This is a genomic window from Fibrobacter sp. UWR3 (assembly GCF_900143055.1).
In the GTDB taxonomy this organism is placed as follows: Bacteria; Fibrobacterota; Fibrobacteria; order Fibrobacterales; family Fibrobacteraceae; genus Fibrobacter.
In genome coordinates, this window is the sequence record NZ_FRCW01000002.1 from 232,702 (window position 1) to 257,724 (window position 25,023).

Sequence of the window (25,023 nt, forward strand, 5' to 3'; positions counted from 1 at the left end):
CACAATTATGTCCCTGAACATCGAAGCAATCCACAGCGAAAACGTTAAGTCCGACGTGCCTGCCTTCCGTGCCGGCGATACCGTCACTGTCAACGTCAAGGTCATTGAAGGCACCAAGGAACGTATCCAGCCGTTCAAGGGTGTTGTCATCCAGCAGAAGAACTCCGGCATTTCCAAGACCCTCACGGTCCGCAAGATGTCCGGCTCCGTGGCCGTTGAACGTATTTTCCCGATCAACAGCCCCCGCATCGATTCCTTCGTTCTCGACCGCGCCGGTAAGGTCCGCCAGTCTCGCATCTACTACATGCGCAACCTCCGCGGCAAGGCTGCCCGTATCGAAGAACGCGAAGCCTAATCAGGCTTCTGGGGTAGTTTCCCGATGTACGGGAATTCCCGGCAACAAGTTATCCCGCCCACGCGCTCCCGCGTGAAGGCGGGTTTTGTTGTTTATTCTCCCGAATCGGACACGCGGGAACTCATAATCCTGGACGAGGGCGAGCTCATTGCCGTCGACAAGTCGGGGGGCAACCGCGACATCAAGTTCAAGATGCACCCGGGCGATATCGTGGGCGTCGCAGCGCTTTTCGAACGCGAACCGCTCCGTTACACCATCGAGGCCTCCGAGGATTCCGTCATCACCGTGCTCTCGGAAGAATGCCTTGAGTCCGAACTCAAGAACATCCCCGTCTGGCTGCTCGCCATCCTCAAGAACCTCTCCGTCCGCACCCGCGAGTTCAAGCACGATTCCAGGCGCACGCCCGTCGAGAACACGCTCAAGAGCCTCGCCGAATACTGCGCCCACCTAGATTCGAACATCAAGTACCCGCTGGAAGAATTCATCCGCGAGTTCAACTGGCTCACGCGCATTCCGGCGGCAACGGTCAAGGGCGATATCAAGGCGCTGCTCCGCCGGAGTTTCATCGGCCTCGTGAAAGATGGCGAAGACCTCTACGTGCAGGTCCACAACGCCACGCTCATGCAGATTTATTCCGACTACCTGCAGGCACAGGACGATGGCGCGCTCTGGGCGCCGCTCCGGCTGAACCTCGCACAAAAACGCATCCTGGTGCACCTCACCACGCTCGACGAACACGTGCAGATGGAAGCGCCGGAATGGATAGCCTACCTCAACCGCAAGGGACTTGCCATCGACGTATCGCAGTGGATAACGCTCGAGGACCTCGGTTGCTTTGCCACCGGCGAAGAGAGCAAGTACCATATTGACCAGGCGAAGGTGGAATACTACCTCACCGCCATCCGTTACGATTCCAACCTCCGGGGGGCCGTCTGATGCTCGTGAGAGAAGGCGAATACCTGTTCCTGGAAGGCGACAAGGCCTCTAGCCTCGTCATCGTGAAGTCGGGCATGCTGGTGGGCACCTCCAAGCAGTTCCGCATGAGCCGCTTCCAGAACTTCGGGCCCGGTTCCCTCATCGGGGAATTCAGCATTCTCGAAAGCAGCCCGAGGGAATTCACCGTACGCGCCGTCGAAAACAGCGAGGTGCTGTTCATCGAGCAGAAAGACCTGATGCGCGAACTCGAGCACAAGCCAGGCTGGTTCCGCTCCACGCTCACGTTCCTCGCAAGCCATTGCCACCTCGCCGAAGAAACCAGCAAGAAGATGCGGATTGTGCAGGCGCTCCCCTCGCTCCTGTTCCTGTTCAAGAACCACCTCGAGACATCGGGTTCAGACAACATAACGCTAGCAGTTCTGCAGCAGAAGATGCTCGTTCTCGACAACGTCGACTACTCCGATACCGAAAAGCTCTTGCAGATTCTCGAAGGGCTCGAACTGCTCCGCATCGAGGGCGACACCGTGCGCGTCTCAAACCTGCAGATTGTACCCATGCTCTACGAGGCACTCCGGTTCCGCGCCATCAACAAGCAGGTATCGCCCGAGATACTCCCCATTACCGACCAGTTCGTGCTTACCACGTTCGTGAAGGCGGTGCGCGAAAACGGCATTCCTATCCGGAGTGCACGCACGACCGTCAGCGCCCCCCTGTTTATCGCGCAGGCGAAGAAGACCATGTTCGGGAGCCTTACCATGCGCACGCTCGCACCGCTACTGCAAAGCGGCGTGCTCTCGACCGAGCCCGCCTACAGCGAGGCCACCACGCTCGAGACCATCGAGAGCATCTCCGGCGACTTCGAGCATATCCTCGACCTGCTCGAACTCAACCGCATATTCCCGCTGCTGGATAAGAAGCTGGTGTAGAGGCGCTGCGCGCCTTCTGGCACATTTTCTATATTTACATCTGTAATAAACCATCACCTTAAAACAAGGCAAAACATGAAACTTTCCGCACTCATCGTGACCCTCTCCTCTATCGCCGCATTCGCCCAGGAAGCCGCAGAACAGGCTGAACAGCAGCCCGGTCTCCTTGGCAGCCCCATCATAATGATGGTGCTCATCTTCGGCGTGATGTGGCTGTTCTTCATCCGCCCGCAGAGCAAGGAAAGGAAGAAGATGGACGAAATGCGCAAGGCCCTCAAGAAGGGTGACAGGGTCATGACCACCGCCGGCATCCTCGGCACCGTCACCAACATCGACGAAACCGGCACGACCGTCACCGTCCGCACGGGTTCCACCACTTTTATCGACTTTGACAAGCAGGCTATCCTCCGCGTGATTAACGCCGAAGTGAAGGCCGAAGAAAAGAAGGACGAAAAGAAGTAATGGCTCTTCTCCCTATCAAGACTTACGGCGACCCGGTGCTCCGCAAGAAGAGCGAACCGATTACCGAGATTACGCCGGAACTCCGCCAGCTCGCGCAGGACATGCTCGAGACCATGTACGACGCGCCGGGTTGCGGGCTTGCCGCTCCGCAGATTGGCAGGAACATCCGCCTGGTCGTCATCGACACGGCGATTCCCGACGAAGAGGAACCGCGCCCCTACATCATGTTCAACCCGGAATGGGAACCTGAAGAAGACGCGAAACCCGCCTGCCACGAGGAAGGCTGCCTCTCGCTGCCGGATATCTTCTGCAACGTGACACGCCCCGACAAGGTGTGCGTGCGGTTCTTCGACATCAACGGCGAACCGCAAGAAATCCATGACTGCGAAGGGCTCTTTGCCCGCTGCATCCAGCACGAGACGGACCACCTGAACGGTGACCTGTTCGTGGACAAGATTTCTACCGCCGACCGCACGATGAACCAGTCCAAGCTCCGCAAGATGGCAAAAGAAACCCAGGCGAAGCTGAAGAAGAAGAAGTGACATTTTCGCCGCAGGCGAAAATGTCATCCTGAGCCCTTCGACAAGCTCAGGGCAGGCTCTGCAACAAAGTCGCGGAGTCGAAGGATCTAGAAGTGAGTGTTACAGTTGTGTTTTAAACAATGTCCAGCGCACGTCTTAAAATTTTCTGGCTTTGCCTGCTCGCATTCCCGGCGATAGTTTTCGCCGGCGATTTTGACTTGCCGGAACTGCCCGAAGCAAAGAACGCTCCGGCTAAAGACACACAAATCACTCCGGAACCGGCGAAAGCATTCAAGCCGATTGCCGAACCGGCCGCAAAACCAGCCCCTGCAGGAGATGCTAAAGATGCGACTAATGATGCGTCTAAAGATGCACCTAAAGATGCGCCGGCAAAAAATATGCACAAGGACGCACCTAAAGATGCGCCGGAGCAATCGGATTACGACGGTCCCGTAAACTTCGCGCCCATCGAAGCGACAAACGTTTCCGACGCGCACAGCGCGGGCGCAAATTTACCCGCAGGCATCATCGCGAAGAAGATTCCCGCGAACCTGAACCGCCCCCTGCAGGTGGGCGTATTCACCGGAGTGAAGGAACTCCTCTGGAAATCGCACGACGCTACATACAAGTTCACCGCAGAGGGGAACAAGGTTATCGCCTCCGGACCGGGGAAACCGCAACCCGATAGCAAATACCAAATCAATACGGACGGAGCCTGCATTGCGCTCGCCCCCTCGCAAAAGGAGCTTGCCTCCTCGTGCTACCCGGGCAGTTTTACCCTCACGGCAAAGGGCGGGCTCTTGACCGCAGTGAATACCGTCGACGTGGAAGAATACCTGCGCGGCGTGGTGCCCTACGAAATCGGCAAGCTCGACAGCAGCAGGTTCAGCGCACTCGAATCGCAGGCGATTGCCGCACGCACGTACGCCTACAAGCACTTCGGCAGCCGCGAATCCATGGGATTCGACGTGTACGCCGACACCAAGGACCAGGTTTACAAGGGGCTCGCGAGCGCAACCCCGCTTACCGACAGCGCCGTGAAGGCCACCGCCGGAATCGTTATGACATACAACGGCGAGTTCATCATCGCGTACTACCATTCCACCTGCGGGGGCATGAGCGAGACGCTCGCCACATGGGGCCGGCCCGACCTCCCCTACCTCAAGAGCAAGCCGGACCTGCGGCCCGATGGAACGCCATGGTGCAACGAATCGAGTTACAGCAAGTGGGAACGCAACTTTAGCGAAAAGGAACTCCCCGCGCTCTTCAAGAAGAACGGCAAGGAAGCAAACGCGAAGGTGCCCGAGTTCAAGCACGTGAAGGCGATTGGCGTGAAGGATACGCTTGCTAGCGGAAGAATCCTCACGCTCGAAGTCACTACGGACAAGGGAAAGTTCACGGTCGCGGGCGACAAGGTGCGCTGGCTGTTCAAGAAGAACGGGACAATGCTGCCCTCATCATTCTTCAGGGTAAAGCACCACAAGCAGGAATGGAAAATCGAGGGCAAGGGGTTCGGGCACGGAGTCGGAATGTGCCAGATGGGCGTGCGCGCCCGCAGCGCCGCAGGCCAGGACTTCGCGACCATACTCACGCACTACTACCCGGGAATCACGCTGGAGCGTTTCGAGAAATGAGCGCCGAAAATCCGGTATTTGCCGTACTGAGCCAGGGATGTGCCGCGAACTTCGGGGACGGGGAAAAGATTGCGCGGGCGCTTGCCGCACGCTACAACGCGCGGGTTGTATTCCGGCTGCCGGATGAGCAAGATGCTGCGGGAAGCGTTCGCAATTTACAGGATGCAGCGGGATGCGCGCCATCCGCACAAGATGTACTCGGGGCTCAAGATGCTGCGAGGAGCTTTTGCACATTACAAGATGTACTCGGGGCTCAAGGTATGCTCGGGACTCAAGATGCGCTGAGCCTCGGGTCGCAAAGTCCGCCCAGGACTCAAGATGCGCCTAGGGCACAAGATGCGCCGGACGCCATATACTTGAATGTCTGCACGGTGAAGGGGAACGCGGGTGCTTTGAAACTGCTCCGCACCGCAAGCGAAAGGTTCCCTGGCACACCGCTGTTCATTACGGGATGCGCCCCGAAGGACTTCCGCGAAGAAGCGGTCAAGGTTACAGATAAAGTATCATTTACGAGTTTAGAGGAAATCGCCTCTCTAGAGCAAGGCGAAGCCACTGCGATAGAGTCCAACGTTCTACGCGGATCCCCGTTCGTGGGTATCGTAAACATCGAGGAAGGTTGCCTCGACGCCTGCGCGTTCTGCAGCACGCACCTCGTGAAGGGGCGGCTCAAAAGCTATGCCCCCGAGGGAATCGTCGAGCAGGTCAAGCGCCTTGTGGCCGACGGATGCACCGAAATCCAGCTGACCGGGCAGGACTGCGCCTGCTACGGGTTCGATATCGGCACGAATCTCGCCACCCTCACGCAAAGCATCCTCGTGCATGTTCCCGGCAATTACAAGATACGCCTCGGCATGGGAAACCCGCGACACGTATGCGGTTACGCAGGTGCCCTGCTCGAATGCTTCCAGGACAATCGCGTCTACAAGTTCATGCACGTTCCCGTACAAAGCGGGAGCGACAGAATCCTGAAGGCGATGAACCGGAGGCACACTGCAAGCGAGTTCCGGCGACTCACAAGCGAGTTCAATAAACGGTTCCCGCTCGCCACCCTCAGTACCGACCTGATTGTAGGCTTTCCCGGCGAAACGGAAAGCGACTTTCGCGAAACATTGCGACTGCTCGAAGAAACTCGCCCGACGGTATGCAACATCACCCGCTTTGTCGCCCGGCCGGGTACGGCCGCCGCGCGAATGGAGGCAGATGCAGGCCTCCGCATTCCGGATAGCGTCAAGCACGAGCGTTCCGCCCGCCTGGCGGAAGCGTTCCAGAAAATCGCCCGCGAGAACAACGCCCTGTGGGTCGGCAAGACCTGCGACGTGGTGGTAGAGAAACCCGGGCACCGCGCAGGCACCTCCATCGCGCGGAACGAGGCCTACCGCCCGGTAGCCCTCGCCGGCGACATTCCCGCCGGAACAAAACTGCAAGTGCGCATCACCGACGCAGAAGCATTTGCTCTTATAAGTTTAATTCGCCATTCCGCCCGAAAATAGGACTAAACGCTATGTTTTTGTGCGTTTAGTCCTACGAAAAACAAGTGCATCAATCTGCGGATAGGACTAAATCGTGCATTTTTTCTATTTAGTCCTATCAAAGCCTCATTTTCTCTGTCGTTCATTTGTCCGAAACGCGCTTTTGTCCCTTTAACGCATTGCGAGATAGGACTAAAGCACCTTTTTACAACGAAATAGTCCTACATCAGCCATCAGAACCCCTCCCGAGATAGGACTAAAGCACCTGCATTCCACGATTTAGTCCTATTTTAGCCGGAAACACATAGCTGCAATGCGCGGAGGCGCGTGCCGAACTAAGCAAGCACTGGAACAAAGTGATAGTGTGAGCGTGTTCGACACGCCCGCAGCCAAGTATCTATAAACAAAGAACTTCAGCAAACAACACTCGCAAACATAAAAAGAACCCGGCTTTATGCCGGGTTCTTTCTTAAGTTCGTTTGTCGCCTTACTTCGTCGTACGGCGGTACCCGCGCGTCGTCGTGAACGAAGCACGCTGGTACGGAGCATCCACGTACTGGAAGCCGCCACCGCCCATGTAGGCGCAGTACACATAGTGTTCCTTAATAATGGACACCTGGTAGATGTACGGACCCGTACCGATCTTACGACCCTGCTGGGAAACCGGGTACATCTTGATGGTCACCATCATTTCGCCCACACCAGTTACATTGGCATAGTCGGTACCGTCGGTACAAGTATTGGACGTCGCGTTCGGCACAGTCTGCGCACTCACCATAGCCTTGAACAGGGCAGGGTCGGTAACGCCTTCGGTGTACTGGCTAATGAAGTGGCCAAGGTGGTCGAACACGCGCACGTTCACCTGGAACGGCTGAGACGTACGGAACGAAATGCTGGAGCAGCTTTCCGTGCCGTTCGCATCGGCGTAGCAACGGCCCGAAGCGGCACCGCCCTTATCGCTCACCACAGTCGCACCCGGGCTAGACACGCCACCGTTGGCATGGCCATCGGCACCCACCGGAGCCGCAGTAATTTCGGTCCAGTGCTCCTCGAGCCAGCCGTTCTGGTCGCCACCGTCAATGAATCCAGGCGGAAGCGGCGTAATCAGGAGTTCTGCCGTAGAGTTCTTCGGCAGGTCATCGCCACCGGCCTTGTCGGTAAGTTCCTTGTTGTCGAATTCCGGACGCACGAGCGAAGTATCCTTCATCTCGATAACCGTCGTCGGGTTCACAAGCAACTTTGCAGAAGCCCACTCCGGCGGATACGTTTCCACAGTCTTGCCCGCCTTGGACGAGACAAAGAGCGGAGTACCGAACATGGCGAACGTACCGTTGTACATCATGGTCGTCCAGTAGTTGTTGGCTTCGCTCAGCGGGTCGTTGTTCGGGTAGTTGAAAGCAATCTCGTCACCGGCCTGGAGAGAGTATTCGTTTCCGGCCTTGTCCTTGAGCTTGCCCTGGAGGTCATAGATAACGCCATCGGCGCCCTTGTCCATCGTGAAGTTAGCGCTTTCGACAAACATGCCAAGTGTATCGTGAGCAAGACACGTTGCAGCCTCGATGCTGTAGTTGGTGCAGCGGACAACCACGAGTGCAGGAATGGTCCCACTCTGGCCGCCGGCAACCATCATGGCGAGCGTTTCGTCAGAAAGTTCGGTATTCAAGATAAGGCTCGTCGTAGCGACACCGTCGGTAACCGTAACTTCGGCACCGGTAACAGTCGGCTGGCCGTACTTGGTCGGAGCAATTTCGGCAAGGGTGGTGCGCATATACATGTTGGAACCATCGGACTGGCGGTCAGCATAGAAGAAGTGCAGGTGGTGCCAGGTGTTGTCGGCCCAAGAGCCGTCCGGGTTCAAGAAGCAGTTCTGGCCAGCAGCAGTCTGGTTCATAAGAGGAGGATCCATGTAACCGCTCGCCGCAAGCACAGGGTCTGCATGGCAGCCGTGGCCGTTAGCGGCAAGCACGGAAATGTCCACGCGGCCCGGAGCGGCAAGGTGAGTACCACCAAGGTCCACCACGAGCACGCCGTCCACGAAGATCCACATGTCGTCGTCACCAGTAAACTCAAAGATTTCCGGGTCCGGAAGGCCAGCGGCGTTCACCTGGTTCTTGGAGTTGTACTTGAACTTGGCGTAACCCATCATGGTAAAGCCGTAGTTGCGGAGGTGACGAGGGCCAAGCACCGCATCGCTGTTGGCAGCGGTCAAGGCAGCAATCGGGCTACGCGGGCCACCCGCCATGAGCCACGTGGCACAGAGGCCGGCAGTCTTCGAATTCATCATATCGGCCTGGGTAGAGGCGTACTGGTAGTCGTAAGGCGGGCAGAAGATGGAGAGCGTCTGCGGACCGTACTGGTCGCACTGGTCCGTGGTGCATCCGCCGTTAGCCTTTGTCGCCATGTCCAAACGGGTCTGGGAGTTGGTATCCACGATATCGAGCGGGAAGTAACCACCGTTACCGTAGTTGTAGTCCATCGCGTAGATGTTCTTGGAAGAACCGGCAACGTTCGCAGGCGGGAGCGTAAGCACCGTGTTGGAACGCTTGGCGAATTCGTTGTTGTCGGAATACCAATGTTCAAAGAAGAAGTTGTCACAAGCATCCTTCGCCTTCAAAATTTCCACGCCATCGAGCATGTCGATTTCGGCACCGGCAGCCGCAGGGGCAAACTTCAGGAACGGCTGGACCATGCCCGGAGTGTAGTACACGGCGTTCGCCCAGACGTTGCCGTTACACTTCGTTCCGCTGACCATGCCGTCAACGTACTTCTCGTAACCGCGCTGGGTATAACCGCGAGCAGTCTTGTTGTTGCATTCACCGTACTTAAGCGTATCGGCCGTGGTCGTCAGCTGGAGGTACGACGGGAGCATCGTGTTCGGCAAGTGGGGCCTACCGTCCTGGCCAATCCAGTCACCCGCCTTGGAACGACCGTTACCGCAGGTCGCATGGAACGGAGCATAAGTCGTGTACCAGGTGGCATCGTAACCAATAGCGCCCTTCGACACACTCGTATTAAAAATCAGTTCACCGCACGTACCGCCCGTAGCGCCATGGTTCGCACAATAGTTATTGTCACCCGTGCTGATGAACTCTTCCGAAAAGTTCTCGAAGTCCGGATGCGTCACCGGGAAGTCACGCACCACAATGTCGAGGTTCGCGGCACCAGCCACGTCGGCATGCACCGGCGTAAAGCTAACCAAACCAAAAGACACCGCGGAGAGTGCCAATCCTGCTACCAATTTTCTTTTCATAATATCCAATCTCCACCTATTTGCACAATAGGTAAACAATACATACCTAAATATAAACCAAAATTGCGCTTTTATTCCCGTCTGGAATTGAAAAATATCATAAATATGGGCATTTTTCGCATTTTTGTGACCTAAAACATAGCGTTTAGACCACCTCCCCAGGTCCAAACGCCCCGTTTTTCCAAATTTGCAGGGTACTGTTCTATATTTGCGGGCATGAACTGGTCGCTACTTTTTGTCATCATCATCATGATTCTCCTGCTCCGGGTCGTGTACCTGAGGCTCAAGGCAAACTCCATCAAGGCGGAATCTTTCCGGAACCTGAGCGACCGCGACCAGATGGCGGTCCTCAAGGAATGCCTGCTCAACACCCCCACACGCACAAACCTCGAGAACCTCGCCGAATTCGCGAAGGCCCGCGGGTTCAATGTCGATACGGCAACCTACCTCAAGTTTATCGAGAGGCACATGAAAAACGCCTGGGGCAAGAACGCCATCGCCGAAGACAACGAGATTTACGCTGCGGAATCCGCTTGGGTGGACGCCATCCGCCCGTTGGAATTTGCCGAGGCGGAAAAGGCGCGCGCCGATGGCGACATGGAGAAGTTCGTGAAGTGCAGCCTCGAGGGCGTATCGCGGCTGTATTCCGACGAGGCGATTCTCTCTGAACTGGAAAAGCTGGTCCCGCACTGCAAGAAGGCGAAGTCGCTTATCGAGGGGTACCGCGACCTGATCGCCGCCCGCGACGCAAGCGAGGCCGACGACAAGTCGCTCGAGAAGCTGCGCAAGAAGCGCGACGCGTGGATGAGCGAATTGATGATTGATGATTGATGATTGATAATTGATGATGGATGCGGGGGGCGAGAAGTTTGTCGCAAGTGGCGAGAAGTTTGTTGAGGGAAACGAGAAGTTTATCGCGGGGCTTACAGACCAAACTCACGCTTTATGGTATTTTGATCCGTATAAAATTAGTTTATTTACAAAAAAAAGCCCTCGGGTATTAACCGAGGGCGATTGAAAGAGCGAGCGGTCTCCCGTGAGCAAAAAGCGACCGGTATTAACCGGTCGCGATTGCGAGAGCGAGCGCCAGCCTTGAACTTGTCATTCAGATTCTAGCGCGAGCGGTCTCATAACTACTTAAAACCAGCGCCAAGTGATGCCGAAGAGCACCATCGTCTTGTACTGTGCGTCTTCGTCGAGATCCTTGTCGTAGGCCATATCGTAGCCGACCTGCAGTTCGATGTACGGCACGATCGTCACAGCGAGGAGGTTTTCCCACTTGCCGTCGATTTCGTCGACACCCTTGAAGTTCACGAAAGCCCACAGGCGGGTCTTGAAGCTAGCGATGGAAGATAACGCGTACTTGAATTCCGTGATGGATTCGAGACCCGGTTCGTCCTTGAACTTTTCAACCTTGTCTTCGGTATCCTTGTCATCTGCAAAGCCGTAGCCGTTAGAAATCGTCATACGGTTAGCAAAACCGATACGCTGGCTGAACATGTCGTTCGGAACGTAGGCAAGACCGGCGACCTGCGTTTCGTATGCCGGATCCATGAAGCAGGAGATGGCCTTCTTAATTTCGTTGCCTTCTTCGTCTTCACTGTAGGAGTAGCCCGAAAGGAACTGCGTTTCGAAGCGGTTGCCAATGTAGGGCTTCAGGACTTCGGTCATGTTGAAGTCGAGCATGGATTCCCAGAATATCTTGTCGGCGGACTTGCGCTGACCGAGACCGTCAGTCCAAGTCTTGCCCAAGGCGAGGTTCACCAGGTTACGCCAGTTGGCGACCTTCCACTTGCCCTGCACGTCGGCATCGTAAGTGATGAGCCAGGTGTAGTTGGATGTTCCGTCCTGCTGCCAGTTAGAGAAGTTGTAGTAGTTCCACTTGACAGCGGCGACCACATCGGCAGTCCAGTTTTCGGGAAGGGCACCTTCGAACATGCCGCCTTCCGCCATTGCAGGAGCGGCAAGAGTGCAAGCAGTGGCACAGGCCAAAAGAAGCGATTTGATTTTCATATCTTTTCCTCGTTATGGCCCGTGGTATTCCCGCAAGGCCGGTTTGACGCCTTAAAAATAGCATATTTGTATTTTTTGGGGAAGGTACTTTCTATAATTTAGCGCATGCTGAAGGCTTTTTTGAGGTTTATCGCCACTGCAGGGCTCGTTCTTTGCACTGCCGCAACTGCGGGTGCGGCGGACCAGAGTGTCGCAAGCGCGGGGCAAGCCGGCGAAGCCACCCCCTGGCACTTTGGCGCGGGCGTATCGGCAGGCAGGCTCACTCCGGTAATGCTCGAAGGCTCCGTTCGCTACAAGGCAGCCACCTTGCATGTCGCCGGATTCGGGTTCCACAAGGGGGCAAACGACTTCTGGTGCGGCATTCGCGGCAACATCGGGTGGACGTTCCTGCGCGATTTCCCATTCAACCTCTTCTTGGGCGTTGGCGGCGGGTATGAATTTGCGGAAGCCCCCAACGAGATGCACCGCGCAGTGAACCGCGCAAATAACGCGATGTACCTGTACCCCTACAACTACAAGGAACTGCTCGACATTACCGCAGACCTGCGCATTAACTTGTTCGGAGTGTTCACTCAGATATCCTTCCCCGCTTACAGGTTCAAGGACCACGACGCGCCCGACTTCAGCTGGCGGGTGGGCTACCTGATGGAATTTTGATGATTGATGATTGATAATTGATGATGTAGAGCGTGAAATGAAAAAATCCTCGGTTGAACCGAGGATTTTTTATGAATTCAGCGAGCGTTCTCCCGTGAGCCGTAGGCGACTCGTATCAACGAGTCGTCGCAGGCGACCTTTGGACACTTGCGCTTTAGCGCTTAGTGTACATGGCCACCTTTAGGTGGGAGCGAGCGCAAACCGGAGCGATTTAACACCCTAGTTTAGCGCGAGCGGTCTCATTACTTCTTCGGGAGCACGACCGGCTTGCCGAAGTCCACGTTCGTCTTGTTGCCGAGCAACAGGGCGCGGGTCTTCAGGGGCAGGCCGAAGCAGCGGATGAAGCCCGTTGCGTCCTTCTGGTCGTACATGTCGACGTCGGTGAATCCGCCGAGGCCCATGTCGTAGAGGCTGTACGGGCTCTTGATGCCGGCCGGAATGATGTTGCCCTTGTAGAGCTTGAGCGTCACTTCACCGGTAACGACCTTGTTGACTTCGGCGAAGAAGGCGTCCATAGCCTGGCGGAGCGGAGTGAACCACTGGCCATTGTACACGAGGTTCGCGTACGTCATAGACATCTTCTGGGCTTCGAACAAAGTTTCCTTGTCGAGTACGAGCTGTTCAAGGCATTCGTGAGCCTTGTACAGGAGCGTGCCACCCGGAGTTTCGTACACGCCGCGGCTCTTCAAGCCAACGAGGCGGTTTTCGACGATGTCCAACAGACCGCAAGCGTTCTTGCCACCGATCTTGTTCAGGTATTCGAGGAGTTCGACTGCGCCCATCTTCTTGCCGTCGATAGCCACCGGATTACCCTTATCGAAGGTAATCGTCACGTGGTCAGCCTTGTTCGGGGCCTTTTCGTACGTGTTGGTGTGCTTGAGGAATTCGTACTTGTGTTCCTGTTCCGGGAATTCCAGGACGCCACCTTCGTGAGAGAGGTGCCACAGGTTACCGTCTTCGGAGTAAATCTTCTTCTTGCTGATGCCGTTCAGCGGAATCTTGTGAGCGGCAGCGTAGTCGATAGCATCTTCGCGGCTGTGGAAGTGCCACTTTGGATCCTTCCACGGAGCGATGACTTCGAGCTTCGGATTGAGGGCAGCGTAGGTCAGTTCGAAACGGACCTGGTCGTTACCCTTACCGGTAGCACCGTGAGCAACAGCGTAGGCGCCTTCCTTTTCAGCAATCTTCACCTGGTACTTGGCGATGAGCGGACGGGCGAAAGAAGTACCCAGGAGGTAGGTTCCTTCGTACTTAGCACCGGCGCGAACGGTCGGCCAAACGTAGTCTTCGAGGAATTCCTTCTTGAGGTCGAGAACGTAGCACTTGGATGCGCCAGTCTTCAAAGCCTTGTCTTCGAGAGCCTTGGCGTCCGGGAAGTCGTTCTGACCGAGGTCGGCGGCGAAAGCGATCACTTCGCAATCGTAGTTTTCCTTGAGCCAGGGGATGATGATGCTGGTATCGAGTCCACCGCTGTAAGCGAGGACAACCTTTTTCTTGGATTCTTTCTTAGCCATTTTATTTCCTTTGAGAAAATTTTAGACGAACCAAATATAGAATTAAAAGCCGATAACGGCACCCAAGTAACCGGACATAGCCCAGGAATCAACGGACCTGTTGAAGAAGCGCTGGAAGCCAGTTTCGATAGAGACCCATGCGGCGGAGAGGTGCTTTTTTGACCAGGGCCAAACTGCCTGGAGATTGTAGGCTATACCCGGAGCAATCGTGAGCAGCTGGGCTCCGCCGAAATTGTATTCGTATAGGATGCTCGCCGTAGCGCCAAGCGTGTTCCAGAACTCGATGCCACCGCCCAGGTCTACACCGATGGAAAAACCGTCCAGCGAAAACATCTTCTCGCAGTCTTCCACTTCCTGTTCGTTCTTCGTGGAAACGCCGGGAATCCAGCCTTCCATGTCGCGCTGGTGCCATTCCTCGCGAATTTCCTCGAGGTCCGTGGATTCAAAACCGACAACCGGGCTCACGTACCAGCTCCAGCGCCCCTGCGGGAAATGGAATCGCGTATTGATACGGTAGCGCCGGTACAGCACGGACTTGTCGGCATCCAGGTCACCGCCAAAGAAGCGCACATCGCCACCCGCACTTATCCAGTCGTTGTAGAAATACTCGAACTGACCCTGCCAAACGCCCAGGCAGTCGCATTCCTCGGTCGGGTTGTAGAGGCCAAACGCGAGACCCACCAGCAGGCCGTAACCCGTATAGGCGGAAAGGCGCGGGAGCGGAACGCTGTGGCGTTCCAGAACGGCCGTATCGGGGTCTGCAGTGTCCGCAACAGCACTCGCAGTATCGGCACTTGCAACAACGTTCGCGGAATCTGTGTTTTCAACAACGTTCGCGGTATCCCCCACGGCAGTTTCCGCGAGGGCATTCAAGGCAAGGAACAATATCACCCAGAATATCCGCATATTCTTTAATTATACAAAATAAATCTTCAGCAAGCCACGCAGTACCGTCACTTCACCTTCTTGCCGTTCTTTGCGGCAGAAAGTTTCTTGTATTCCTCGCGGGCCTTGCGCATATCGGCCATAAACACATCGTTTGTATGCAGGCTCGGGTAAGCACCCGAAACAAGCACCTTGGAGGCATCCACGTCGCTCTGCCAGTGGAACCCGGCAATCACGCGGCTCTGGCCCCATTCGTAGGCGTATTTCAGCAGTGCATCCTGAGCGGACGGGTTCACCTCGATCAACAACAGAGCCATAGACCACGCGCGAACGGTATGCCCCGACGGGTAAGAACCATTCGTTCTCAGGCGTTCTTCTTCGGACGGAACCAGGGTCGGTTCGTTAAAGCGGTCGTAAGGGCGACGCCTCATGTAATGCCTCTTGGGAAGGCTCCCCACCTGCTTGAGCGTCCGGACTCCGCGTTCGAGCAGGTTCATGATGGCGGGAGTCTTCTTTGCCGAAATTTCCATGCCGAAAGGTTCGCTGAACATCTTGGCCATGTCCTCAACCGTCTCTACCGCCTGGGCCACGGCCAGGGCCGCTCGCGCGGAATCGGCACGCATCTTTTTGCCCCAGATGTACTGCGACATGTCGTACATGAACTGCGGGGAGAGCGTGTCAGGAGGCGCCGGGTAGAAGTTCAGTGCGTTCGGGAGCGCATCTGCTTCCACGTAAGGTTTGACATCTGCAGCGAAACTGCAAAGCGACGCGCAACAAAAGGCGACAACGATAAAAACTTTCTTGATAAGATTGTTCATACCTTGAATATAAATAAAAAAGACTATCTTTTCAAATGCTAATCCCATGAAAAAATGCCGTCGTAAAAAACACTCTCCCATGAACCGTTCGCAAATGATGCAGGCGGTCCATTCGGAAGACACCCGGCCCGAACTGCTTGTGCGGCGGGCACTGTTTAAGGCGGGACTGCGTTACAGGCTGCACAAGCACGATTTGCCCGGCTCGCCAGACCTGTTTATCCTCAAATACGGCGTGGTTGTATTTATAAACGGCTGCTTCTGGCACCAGCACGGCTGCAAGTTCACGAGCCGCCCCAAAAGCAACCCTGAATTCTGGAATGAAAAGTTCACGAACAATATGGTGCGCGACATCAAGACGAACTGGAAACTTTCGCTACAAGGCTACCGCGTTGCAACCATTTGGGAATGTTCCGTCAAGAACGATTTCGACCGCACTATTGAACGCCTCAAGGCCTTTATTGCAAGCGATGAAGAAAGCATAGAGATTTGAACCACGGGTCGGAAAAAGACTATCTTTCTTTTTGATTTTGAAAGGTTTAAAAATGCAAGTTCTTGAAAAAATCAGTGATTTTATTGGCAAGTGGATGGCGGTTGTCGTCCTGGCTATTGCGGCGCTCTCGCTGTTCCTGCCCAAAGCCACACTCTGGATTGAGCTCAGCTGGGTGAATTACCTCTTGATGGTCGTGATGTTCGGCATGGGGCTCACGCTCAAGCTAAACGACTTTGCACTTGTCTTTGCGCGCCCTAAGGAAATTACCATCGGGTGCGCATCGCAGTTTATCGTGATGCCGGCACTCGCATTTTTGCTCTCCAAGATTTTCGGGCTCGATGCCGCGTTGATGGCGGGCGTCGTTCTCGTGGGCACTTGCCCGGGCGGGACCTCCAGCAACGTCATCACATATCTTTCGAAAGGCGACGTGGCACTTTCTGTTGGAATGACCAGCGTGAACACGCTGCTCGCTCCCGTGCTGACTCCGGCGATTACCTACCTGCTTTTGCGCACCACCGTGAACGTAGACGTGATGGCGATGTTCCTTTCCATCGTGAAAGTCGTCATCGTGCCGATTGCGCTTGGGTTTATCATCAACAAGTTTTTCGGCAAGTGGACTGCCCGCGCAGTGAAGGTTTTGCCGCTCGTTTCCGTGATTGCGATTGCAATGATTGTGGCTGCGGTCGTCTCACACAATGCATCGAAGATTCTCTCTACGGGTGCCATCGTGTTTGCCGTGGTGATTCTCCACAACCTGCTCGGTTACGGCTGTGGATTCGGCCTCGGGAAGCTGCTGAAATTCTCGACACCCAAGACGAAGGCGCTTTCCATCGAAATCGGCATGCAGAATTCCGGACTCGCTACAAGCCTTGCTGCGACCGCGTTCTCGGGCCTTGCGATGGCGACCGTCCCCGGCGCAATTTTCTCCGTGTGGCACAATATCTCCGGCGCGATACTCGCGAACGTTTATCGCCGAAAGGAATAAAAAGATTTCGCAGAGAATAAACACCGCGCCCACCCTCTGTCATCCTGGAGCCGCGTAGCGGCGATAGGATCCAATAAGCATCTCCAGCATAATTATGACCATTGAATACAAAAACACCCACGAATTTTCTGAACAAGATTTAAAGGACCTCTTCCTCTCCGTCGAATGGTCTTCGGGGCATTTCCCCGACAAACTCATCATTGCGATGAAGAACTTCAAGACCGTCATTTCCGCCTGGGACGGCGAAAAACTCGTCGGAATGATTTGCGCGATGGACGACAGCATCATGAACGCCTACGTGCATTACCTTCTCGTACGCCCCGAATACCAGGGCAAAAGCATCGGCAGGGAACTCGTGGAACGCGTCAAGGTAATCTACAAGGATTACCTGCGCGTCGTCGTGGTCGCCTACAACGAAGAACTCGCCTTCTACGAACATTGCGGCTTCAAGAAAGCCGACGATGCGAGCCCGATGTTTATTACGAGTCTGTGGACGTAGGTTACGCCCTACAACCGGAACAATTTGGCAACGAGGATGTCCTGAAGATTCCTTCTGCTGTCAATGACGGCATGGACAACAACATTCTCTGCCTGAATTTCGTACACAATACGATAGAGCCCCTGAATTATTTCCCGATACAGCTCAATCCCCTGGTCATATAATTCGGGAACAACTCTGCCGCTTAAGGGGAAATGCGACAGAGACAAAATATTGTGTTCAAATTGTGCGATGACAGATTCTACATAGGACGAATTTAAGGCTTTGTAGTAGTCTACAATCTCTCTCAAATCGTCTTCGGCAGACTTCGATATGATTACATTGTAGACCTTACTTTTTCGCATTGAGCCCCTTCCTCAATTCCTGGAAAACCTGCTTAGCGGGCTTTGCGCGACCTGCCTGAACGTCCCTTTCCGATATCTGCATCAGTCTCAATAAAGCGAAGGCGTCCTGCATTTTCTGGTACGAGTCAACATCGAGAATGACCCCGCGGGCCTCCCCGTTTTGCGTCACGATATAGGGAGTATGCGATTCGTTCACCGAATCTAGAACCTTGGCGGCATTCGCCTTGATGTACGAAATCGGCTTGATGTTCTTAAGGGAGGCCATTTTCGACTCCTTGTTTAAGTCGGACTGAATTTGATACTAAATATAGTCTTTTATCTGACAACGGTCAAGACCGCAATTTGCGAACCCAACGACCATTTTTCGATGCGCCTTCCCAAGCGTAGCCAAGTTTTTTGAGGTCACGTTTAATTGAATCGCGGCTTACATTCAAATTTTGAGCAATGACAGAAATTGCAATAGAGCCATTTGCCAAAATCATAGTTGCAACCGCTTCAAGACGCTTTTGGAGTGCACTTTGAGGTGCACTTTGGAGTGCATTTTGAGGTTCATTTGGGGTGACAATCCTACCGTTCAGCTTTGCAAGCATCCATTATGCGCTTCGTTTCATCTTTAGAAATCAGTTTTTTGAGTTCTTCCAAAGTCATCGAATAGCCTCGCTATTAAAGTTTTTCATCTCCTTTTATCCTCTCGGGTAACGTAGTTTCGCACCGCATTTTGGGCAACGCAGAATCAGTTCCTTAAGCCGCTTGATTTCGGCATCTTTGTCTTCTAGCACCTTGGCAAAATCCCCGATGGCGTTGTTAGCACAATCCCTTTTTCACCCAATAGCCGCCAGTCTTTTTAGAACCACGGCGTTCAATAATCTTCTTTTCAAACAAAGAGCGAATGATTTTATTGAAGGTATCTCTTGGCATGTCAAGGACTCCTGTGATTTCCTTTCCCATACAGCCAGGATTTCTCATAATAAAATCAAAGACCTTTGATTGAGATGCGTTAAGCGATTCTTTTATATTCTTGATTAATGTGCCATTTAATGTGCCGTTTAATGTGCCATTTACAGGGACATTTAATCCGCCACTTAATCCGCCATTTAATCCGCCACTCTTTTCTCCTTCTGGCACATGATCAAGAGGCCGTTTCTTCGTTTTTCGAGCAAAAGACCCAAATTGAATATTTACATCAGGATACAACCTAAAGAAACCTCGACAATCGAGTTCACCAATATTTTCCAGCAAATTATCCCTGCTATATCTCGCTGTTACAACATCTTTGGGGTCCAAATCTACCGAATTTTGCATAAATTCAGAAAAAGCTTCATTTATTGTTTTAGCCATATATCCTCCCTACCATAATTTCCCTCATGAAGCTATTGACTTCAGCACAAAAATATTGTATATTATGGTCAAGTTCAGCAATGAACTTTGCCGGGGCTATATGCTCGGGCAGCCAGGGTTTTCCACGTTTTTGTGCCGAAAAAACGTGGATTTTTTTTATATCTCGTCAAAATCAAACCTCCTTACATCCGAGCCAATAATAACAAAAAGGGTTCCGACCTTCTTGTTTTTTACATGTTTTTTTATTTTGCCCAATACGCGGGAAACATTCCTTTCATCAAGCAGTCTCAAAACCACATTATTCGCCTGCTTAAGAGCCTCTACAAAGCGCTGCTCCACCTTCGAAAGCTTAACTTGTTTAAAATCATATATCAATCCATCAATGATTGCATCGGGATTCTTGCCCACAGCATTGTTTTCAGGCAACATCCAAACGAAATGTCCCGCAGCAGCCAACATTGATGCAATCTCCATTTCTTTTTCAAGAACGTCCTTTGCATTCTTGCTCTTTTCAGATTGTATTTTTCGGGTCTTAGAGAGTCGCACCCCATTTACGCGAATCCAATCCTCTTCGGGAAATTTTGTCAAAGCCAAATTTTTTGCGGCAAGTTCGTACGCCGACTTTAGCGAAGCGTCCAACTTCGCCATTCTGCGTTTCTGCGAACTTCTTTTTGTTTTCACTTTTTTGGTCAAAACAATCTCCGATTGCCAACATTCTTAAACGTATCGAATTCGCTACGTTTAAGAAATCTTTTAGTGCCTTGATGATATTTTATTTTCACCTCCTTTCACCCTCTCGGGTAACGTAATTTCGCACCACATTTAGGGCAACGCAGAATCAGTTCCTTAAGCCGTTTGATTTCGGCATCTTTTTCTTCTAGTACCTTGGCAAAATCCCCAATTGCATTGTTAGCACTGCGATTCGGGCCTCCGTTGAATTTTCCAAAAATTTCATCGAACATGATATCTCCTTATAAATTTTAGTTGAACGTCGCCATTGGGCGACAATTTGACTGGCCGTTGCGATTATGCTGAAAAACAGCGCACAACATGCCCTTGCTTATTTGTTATGTATTGAGATTTTCCACGCCTTGCGCGGAATGGGATGATCTTGCAATCCTGTTGGCGGGGGCCTTCCCCGGCGTTACTTGGCACCCGCCTTAGCGAGCACACTCGAGTAGGTCGTGTTCCTACCAGCTATCCAACAGCATCAACAAGAAGGTTAATGCGCCTCGCCGCGAATGCACGTACGGACCCGAAGGTCTATGTCGACTGTCACGGGGATTATCGAATATCAGCTACAATATATACAAATAAGTTGTCGAAGTCAAGGGATATCTTAACGCTGTTTTTTTATAAAAAGTGGACCACTGGACTAGTTTTTCCCTCAAATTGTCATGCCGGGCTTGACTTGTTAACTCCTTTTTCCCTGTCATCCCCGCGTAGGCGGGGATCTCCCTCTCGCATATTTATATATATTTTCCACTGACATAGCTCCGTACCGAATGGTGCGGAGCGACCAGAATTTTTGAGATTCGTCTCTTATTCTTGGACCTGAAACTACCACTTTCTAATGACCTAAGAATAAGACGAACGCTCACGTCCCATCTGGGGCGTGGGTCGTTTGTGCTTATTAGGTCAAGGGTGTGGTAGCCCGCAGGTTCGATAAGCGCTGCGACTCCACGCCTTTTTTGTTTTGGCTAAAGTTTTTGTGCTCCTGAGTAAGAGTCGAATCAGACGCTTGCATAAGGAGCCTAGGATGGCAAAGAAAAAGAGTGAAACGAAAACAGAAAACCTGTTCCGTAGTTTTTATGGAACGAATACATTCTTGGAAAAATCAGCCATTCCTGATTATTATGGTTTTACATCTAAAAGAAAAACTGGTGAAAAAGGATATCCCGACTTCTTTAAAGATTGCGACAAATATTGCATAATAGTTGAAGCCAAAGCCGACAATTTCAAATTGGCCATTGACGAAGTTAAGTGGTACATGGAGCACAACTTAATTGAAGGGAAAGATATTATTGGCATTGCAATATCAGGTCAAGCCAAAGATAGTATTCAGATAAAGTATTTTTGCAGACTTTTAAAGGATGATGTTTTATCCCAAATAGACGATTTAACAGATGCAGAAGCACTACTCTCTTTAAACAATATTGAAAAAATTTACACCCGAAAGAAATATGGAGACACAATATCAGACGAAGCTTTAACCACATTTTTATCTGAATTGAATAAAAAATTTCACGACAAAAGCAGAGTCAGAGACACAAACAGAAGCTTATTCTTTTCAGGATTAATGATAGCCCTAAACGACAAGACTTTTCAAAAAACATATAGGAGTATAGAAAAGCCAGAATCTGGCATTGAGGCAGACCGCTTAAACGAAGCTATTTTAACGGCAATTACAAATCAATTGGAAGATAAAGCCAATAGTTTTAGCAAAAAAATCGTATGGAAAGACTGTTTCGCATTTATAAGAACCATCAGTTTTCCGTTGATTGAATACAAAAAGATTATCAAAGATATAGAAGAAAAAATTTTCATTCCTTTTAAGCACGAAGAAAAATATGACATTCTAGGGAAAGCCTATAAAATCTTTTTATCTAGGGCAGGAAAAATCGAAAACAAAAATATCATTTTAACACCTGACCACATAAAAGACTTGATGGTGAAATTAGCAAACCTATCTGTCGATGATGTTGTTTTGGATACATGCACTGGTCCTGGAGGTTTTCTAATGTTCGCATTAGAAAGACTGGTAAGTCTCGCAAATGGGGACGACGCAACAATTGAACACATAACCAATCATCAATTAATTGGCTTTGAAATAGACCCTGTACTTTATTCTCTTGCCTGTTCCAACATGTTCTTGCACGGTGATGGCAGAAGCAATATGATACATAGAAGCAGTTTGCTTGATGTAGATAATCTTGTAGAAGACGATGGGCAAAAACTTCTTGATCATATTCACAGATTAAAACCGAGAAAATGCATAATCAACCCTCCTTACGAAAATAACCTTGCCTTTGAATTTGTTTGGTCTGCTATTGACTATTTAGAGCCGGATGGTGAATTAATTGTCATTATGCCATCAATCACTTTGGAACAAAATCAAGAAAAGACCTCTAAAAGAAAACAGCTAAAAAGCACTGAGAATCTACTGAAAAAAGCAACGTTAAACTTTGAAATTAAGATGCCTCCAACACTTTTTAGAGAACAAGGAAGGACGATTCAAACTTCTATTTTTGGATTCACAAAAAAACCGCATAACCAAGACAAGAATGTTCTCTTTTACAATCTCAAAGACGACGGCTTGGAGAGTATTCAACATAAAGGACGTGTAGATACAAAAAAACAATGGCCACAAAAAGAAGAAGAAATTTTTGATTGCGTTTTAAATGGAACCGAAATATCAGGAAAATCATTCAAACGAAAAATATTTGCCAAGGGTAAACTGGTTTTACAAAATAAACAAAAAACTCAAAAAGGTTTTGTTCCCATAGGTGATTTATTTAATGTAGCCAAAGACCCTCAACTAATACAATCAACAAAAAATACTCCTGGAAAAATACCATTCATTACAGCCGCAATCGAATGGAAAACTCACAATAAAGCATCTTTCAAAAATACTGAAGCTTTAGTATATGTTGTTGGTGCAGAAGGATCTCTTGGCAACTGCCATTACATCAATGGTGATTTTACAGCAAGTTCTCTTTGCCTTGTTCTGACAGAAAAAGATAAAGAACAATATCCAGTGAATCTTAAGTTCTATCAGCTCTACTTTGAAAGCATCAAGCAAGAAGTTCGCAAAGGTCTCAATGGCTGGAAAAAGGGAAAATCAAAGCAATCGATAAGTCAATCACGATTTGAAACATTCGAAATCCCGTATGTTGATATCAATAAACAGAATCAGGTTGTGAAAAGGGTTGAGAAAATAAAGAAGGATATGGAAGAAATAGAAAAAAAGAAAATCGAGTTGGAAAAGCAGTTAAATCAGCTTGTTGTTGACAGCACAGAAACCTTGAATTGACAAAGCCCAAGACGATACAGGAACCCCTACCGAATTATAAAATCACTCCAGAAACATAGCCATGTAGTACGGCAGTGTAACCATCTTGCCAGCAACACCTATGTTGTTTTCGGAAAGTTTGTAGCAAACCTTGGCTGCGTAGTTGTCGTTACTCAGAACGGTCTTTGCCGACTTGGAGCGTCCCGTTGTTGCCTTGACTTCAATAATGGCGAGTTCGCCGCCGACATTTTCTACAAAGTCAATTTCTAGCCCGGATTCTTTGCGGAAGTAGAATAGTTTGCGACCTTGTTTAGAGAAACAATCTGCGATGATGTTCTCGTAGATGGCGCCTTTATAGAATCCCAAATCACCGCTTAAAATCTTGGCCGCGGTGCCGCGTTCCAGCATGGCGACGAACAGGCCGGAATCCTGCACATAAATCTTAAACGTATTCTCGATCTTGTAGCCTTCAAGGGGTTCTGCGATGTTGGTCAGGTTGTGGCAAATGTTGATTATGCCGCAGTCGTAGAGCCATTGGATTGCGGTTTGATAATTTTCGGAACGGCCCTTCTTTTCTAGTTGCGAATAGACAAACTTGTTGTTTTCCTTCGCAAGTTGGGCGGGAATCGAATCAAAAACGCGATTGATGCGGCCAAGAAGCGTGCGGTCGATTTCCTCGTTTTCGTTCTCGTCAAGGTGCTTGCCAAAGTCGTCCTTGTATTCTTCAAGAATGTCCTGCTGTTCCTGCCAAACGACATTCATGTCGTTCGTCTCGACAAATCGAGAAACAACATAAGGGAGCCCGCCTACACAAAGGTATTCCTTGAAGTAGCGGAGCATGGCGTTGTGCGTCGCCTCGCTTACGGGTTCCTTTTTCGCGAAGCATTCCTTCAGGTAACTGATGACTTTTTCATCAATTCCCTTCGCCCACAGAAATTCCTCGAAATCCATGGGTTTCATATAAATTATTCTTTCAAAACCGGTCGGGACGCCTTTCCCTTTTTTTCGGTTGTATCCTTTAATGCCTAGCAGGGATCCGGTACAAATGATATCGTAACGACCATCTTCCATAAAAGGCTTGATGCTTGCGCGGGCGTTTGCACATTCCTGAATTTCATCGAAGATGATGACGGTCTTGTTCTCGACAAAATGCGCATTGGGGAAAAGCGCCGAAAGGTCTATAGCAATCCTATTGACGTTCAGGTCTCCCTCGAAAACCTTCTTCGCATTTTCATTTTCCTTAAAGTTGATATAGACGACGCTCTCGTAGTTGTTGCGGGCGAATTCCAGGACGCTGGATGTCTTGCCGATTTGGCGCATTCCCTTGACAACCAGGGCCTTCTTTTTGCCCCCCGAGATCTTCCAATTTTCAAATTCTTTAAGGATTTTTCTCTTGAACATATCCCAAAACTACACTTTTCCAACCGAATCGTCAACACTTTAGTGCACTTTTTCGGCCGAATCAGTGTATTATAATCGCACTTTTTCACACGAAAAAGTGCATTTTTGTGTATACGCCTGATTTCATTACGTGTTTTTGAGGCATTTCGTTGCGTGTTTTTGTGGTAAAAATTGCCGATTTTAGGTAAATTTCGCCAATTTTAGTCAGCGAATCTGATGACCCCGCGCTGTTCCTCCGAGCCATTGGGCACATCGCCAGAAGCAAGGGTATGTCGCTGATTGCCGAAAAGACCGGACTCGGTCGTGAAAGCCTTTATAAGGCTTTAGACGAAAACGCGCATCCACGCTTTGAAACAATTTTCAAGGTGCTGAACGCCATGGGGATCCAGATGACGCTTGTCCCTAAAATGAAATTCAGAAAGCGCGCCAAACAAAAAGAACTTTGCGTCGCCGAGAAAAGGGCGCGATATAGGGTGTGAAAAAATGATTTCTATCGGCAATCTGATGGACGAAA

The 25,023-nt window shown here is 51.2% G+C and carries 27 protein-coding genes; 15 read left to right on the forward strand and 12 right to left on the reverse strand.

The window, feature by feature from the left end; genetic code table 11:
* Positions 1-7: 7 nt before the first annotated feature.
* The 8 genes from rplS (at position 8) to BUA44_RS03135 (ending at position 6,324) form a co-directional block, all read left to right on the forward strand.
* Positions 8-355 (forward strand): 50S ribosomal protein L19, encoded by a 348-nt coding sequence (gene rplS, locus BUA44_RS03105; RefSeq protein WP_072808466.1) that lies wholly within the window; start codon positions 8-10, stop codon positions 353-355.
* A gap of 24 nt (positions 356-379) precedes the next feature.
* The gene (locus BUA44_RS03110; RefSeq protein ID WP_072808468.1) at positions 380-1,291 is read left to right on the forward strand and encodes a Crp/Fnr family transcriptional regulator; all 912 of its coding nucleotides are present in this window, start codon (positions 380-382) and stop codon (positions 1,289-1,291) included.
* Positions 1,291-2,217 carry a cyclic nucleotide-binding domain-containing protein gene (locus BUA44_RS03115; RefSeq protein ID WP_072808470.1) on the forward strand — a complete coding sequence of 309 codons (927 nt, stop codon included), beginning with the start codon at positions 1,291-1,293 and terminating at the stop codon, positions 2,215-2,217. Before BUA44_RS03110 ends, BUA44_RS03115 begins: the two co-directional genes overlap by 1 nt.
* A 75-nt stretch (positions 2,218-2,292) precedes the next feature.
* Entirely contained in the window at positions 2,293-2,679 is a 387-nt protein-coding gene (gene yajC / locus BUA44_RS03120; RefSeq protein ID WP_072808472.1) for a preprotein translocase subunit YajC, read from the forward strand.
* On the forward strand, positions 2,679-3,221 hold the full coding sequence (def, locus tag BUA44_RS03125; protein WP_072808474.1) for a peptide deformylase: 543 nt from the start codon (positions 2,679-2,681) through the stop codon (positions 3,219-3,221). The genes yajC and def overlap by 1 nt, the downstream gene beginning before the upstream one ends.
* Before the next feature lie 119 nt (positions 3,222-3,340).
* On the forward strand, positions 3,341-4,834 hold the full coding sequence (locus BUA44_RS03130; RefSeq protein WP_143151844.1) for a SpoIID/LytB domain-containing protein: 1,494 nt from the start codon (positions 3,341-3,343) through the stop codon (positions 4,832-4,834).
* A 123-nt stretch (positions 4,835-4,957) separates the two neighbouring features.
* Positions 4,958-5,119: a hypothetical protein gene (locus tag BUA44_RS15545; RefSeq protein ID WP_178348731.1), complete on the forward strand. Its 162-nt coding sequence runs from the start codon at positions 4,958-4,960 to the stop codon at positions 5,117-5,119.
* A complete protein-coding gene (locus BUA44_RS03135) occupies positions 5,095-6,324 on the forward strand; it encodes a MiaB/RimO family radical SAM methylthiotransferase (protein ID WP_072808476.1) in 1,230 nt (409 codons plus the stop codon). Before BUA44_RS15545 ends, BUA44_RS03135 begins: the two co-directional genes overlap by 25 nt.
* Before the next feature lie 466 nt (positions 6,325-6,790).
* Here the strand turns inward: BUA44_RS03135 and BUA44_RS03140 are convergent, their stop codons facing one another.
* Positions 6,791-9,553, reverse strand: a complete 2,763-nt coding sequence (locus BUA44_RS03140) for a fibro-slime domain-containing protein (protein ID WP_072808478.1) — start codon at positions 9,551-9,553, stop codon at positions 6,791-6,793.
* Positions 9,554-9,769: 216 nt separating this feature from the next.
* Between BUA44_RS03140 and BUA44_RS03145 the strand changes: the two genes are divergently transcribed.
* On the forward strand, positions 9,770-10,384 hold the full coding sequence (locus BUA44_RS03145) for a hypothetical protein (protein ID WP_072808481.1): 615 nt from the start codon (positions 9,770-9,772) through the stop codon (positions 10,382-10,384).
* 306 nt (positions 10,385-10,690) lie between these two features.
* On the opposite strand, the gene BUA44_RS03150 is transcribed toward BUA44_RS03145, so the two are convergent.
* Positions 10,691-11,566 carry a DUF3078 domain-containing protein gene (locus tag BUA44_RS03150; protein ID WP_072808482.1) on the reverse strand — a complete coding sequence of 292 codons (876 nt, stop codon included), beginning with the start codon at positions 11,564-11,566 and terminating at the stop codon, positions 10,691-10,693.
* A 105-nt stretch (positions 11,567-11,671) separates the two neighbouring features.
* Between BUA44_RS03150 and BUA44_RS03155 the strand changes: the two genes are divergently transcribed.
* Positions 11,672-12,223, forward strand: coding sequence for a hypothetical protein (locus BUA44_RS03155; RefSeq protein WP_072808485.1), 552 nt, complete (start codon positions 11,672-11,674; stop codon positions 12,221-12,223).
* 242 nt (positions 12,224-12,465) lie between these two features.
* On the opposite strand, the gene BUA44_RS03160 is transcribed toward BUA44_RS03155, so the two are convergent.
* Genes BUA44_RS03160 through BUA44_RS03170 form a run of 3 tightly spaced genes read right to left on the reverse strand, consistent with a single transcriptional unit; the run spans position 12,466 to position 15,440 of the window.
* A complete protein-coding gene (locus tag BUA44_RS03160) occupies positions 12,466-13,737 on the reverse strand; it encodes an argininosuccinate synthase (RefSeq protein WP_072808487.1) in 1,272 nt (423 codons plus the stop codon).
* 42 nt (positions 13,738-13,779) lie between these two features.
* Positions 13,780-14,643, reverse strand: coding sequence for a hypothetical protein (locus BUA44_RS03165; RefSeq protein WP_143151845.1), 864 nt, complete (start codon positions 14,641-14,643; stop codon positions 13,780-13,782).
* Between the two features lie 47 nt (positions 14,644-14,690).
* Complete coding sequence (locus BUA44_RS03170; RefSeq protein ID WP_072808491.1) at positions 14,691-15,440, reverse strand: acid phosphatase; 750 nt, start codon at positions 15,438-15,440, stop codon at positions 14,691-14,693.
* A 79-nt stretch (positions 15,441-15,519) separates the two neighbouring features.
* Between BUA44_RS03170 and BUA44_RS03175 the strand changes: the two genes are divergently transcribed.
* From BUA44_RS03175 to BUA44_RS03185, 3 genes are all read left to right on the forward strand, one after another.
* Positions 15,520-15,930 carry a very short patch repair endonuclease gene (locus tag BUA44_RS03175; RefSeq protein ID WP_255370442.1) on the forward strand — a complete coding sequence of 137 codons (411 nt, stop codon included), beginning with the start codon at positions 15,520-15,522 and terminating at the stop codon, positions 15,928-15,930.
* A gap of 52 nt (positions 15,931-15,982) precedes the next feature.
* Complete coding sequence (locus tag BUA44_RS03180; protein ID WP_072808495.1) at positions 15,983-16,915, forward strand: bile acid:sodium symporter family protein; 933 nt, start codon at positions 15,983-15,985, stop codon at positions 16,913-16,915.
* Positions 16,916-17,009: 94 nt separating this feature from the next.
* Positions 17,010-17,414: a GNAT family N-acetyltransferase gene (locus BUA44_RS03185; RefSeq protein WP_072808497.1), complete on the forward strand. Its 405-nt coding sequence runs from the start codon at positions 17,010-17,012 to the stop codon at positions 17,412-17,414.
* A gap of 8 nt (positions 17,415-17,422) precedes the next feature.
* On the opposite strand, the gene BUA44_RS16115 is transcribed toward BUA44_RS03185, so the two are convergent.
* The 6 genes from BUA44_RS16115 to BUA44_RS15550 form a co-directional block, all read right to left on the reverse strand.
* Positions 17,423-17,758, reverse strand: coding sequence for a type II toxin-antitoxin system RelE/ParE family toxin (locus BUA44_RS16115; RefSeq protein WP_072808499.1), 336 nt, complete (start codon positions 17,756-17,758; stop codon positions 17,423-17,425).
* A complete protein-coding gene (locus tag BUA44_RS03195; protein WP_072808501.1) occupies positions 17,745-18,023 on the reverse strand; it encodes a type II toxin-antitoxin system Phd/YefM family antitoxin in 279 nt (92 codons plus the stop codon). The genes BUA44_RS16115 and BUA44_RS03195 overlap by 14 nt, the downstream gene beginning before the upstream one ends.
* A 64-nt stretch (positions 18,024-18,087) precedes the next feature.
* Positions 18,088-18,348: an HTH domain-containing protein gene (locus BUA44_RS03200; RefSeq protein ID WP_072808503.1), complete on the reverse strand. Its 261-nt coding sequence runs from the start codon at positions 18,346-18,348 to the stop codon at positions 18,088-18,090.
* Between the two features lie 214 nt (positions 18,349-18,562).
* A complete protein-coding gene (locus tag BUA44_RS03205) occupies positions 18,563-19,096 on the reverse strand; it encodes a MarR family transcriptional regulator (protein ID WP_072808505.1) in 534 nt (177 codons plus the stop codon).
* Positions 19,097-19,252: 156 nt separating this feature from the next.
* Complete coding sequence (locus BUA44_RS03210) at positions 19,253-19,744, reverse strand: CdiA C-terminal domain-containing protein (protein ID WP_072808508.1); 492 nt, start codon at positions 19,742-19,744, stop codon at positions 19,253-19,255.
* Positions 19,745-19,884: 140 nt separating this feature from the next.
* The gene (locus BUA44_RS15550) at positions 19,885-20,058 is read right to left on the reverse strand and encodes a hypothetical protein (protein WP_173382104.1); all 174 of its coding nucleotides are present in this window, start codon (positions 20,056-20,058) and stop codon (positions 19,885-19,887) included.
* 797 nt (positions 20,059-20,855) lie between these two features.
* On the opposite strand from BUA44_RS15550, the gene BUA44_RS03215 reads away from it, so the two are divergent.
* Positions 20,856-23,129 (forward strand): N-6 DNA methylase, encoded by a 2,274-nt coding sequence (locus tag BUA44_RS03215; protein WP_072808509.1) that lies wholly within the window; start codon positions 20,856-20,858, stop codon positions 23,127-23,129.
* Positions 23,130-23,171: 42 nt separating this feature from the next.
* Here the strand turns inward: BUA44_RS03215 and BUA44_RS03220 are convergent, their stop codons facing one another.
* Positions 23,172-24,509 carry an ATP-binding protein gene (locus BUA44_RS03220; protein WP_072808510.1) on the reverse strand — a complete coding sequence of 446 codons (1,338 nt, stop codon included), beginning with the start codon at positions 24,507-24,509 and terminating at the stop codon, positions 23,172-23,174.
* 197 nt (positions 24,510-24,706) lie between these two features.
* On the opposite strand from BUA44_RS03220, the gene BUA44_RS03225 reads away from it, so the two are divergent.
* Positions 24,707-24,988 (forward strand): addiction module antidote protein, encoded by a 282-nt coding sequence (locus BUA44_RS03225; RefSeq protein ID WP_304456031.1) that lies wholly within the window; start codon positions 24,707-24,709, stop codon positions 24,986-24,988.
* Positions 24,989-25,023: the final 35 nt, after the last annotated feature.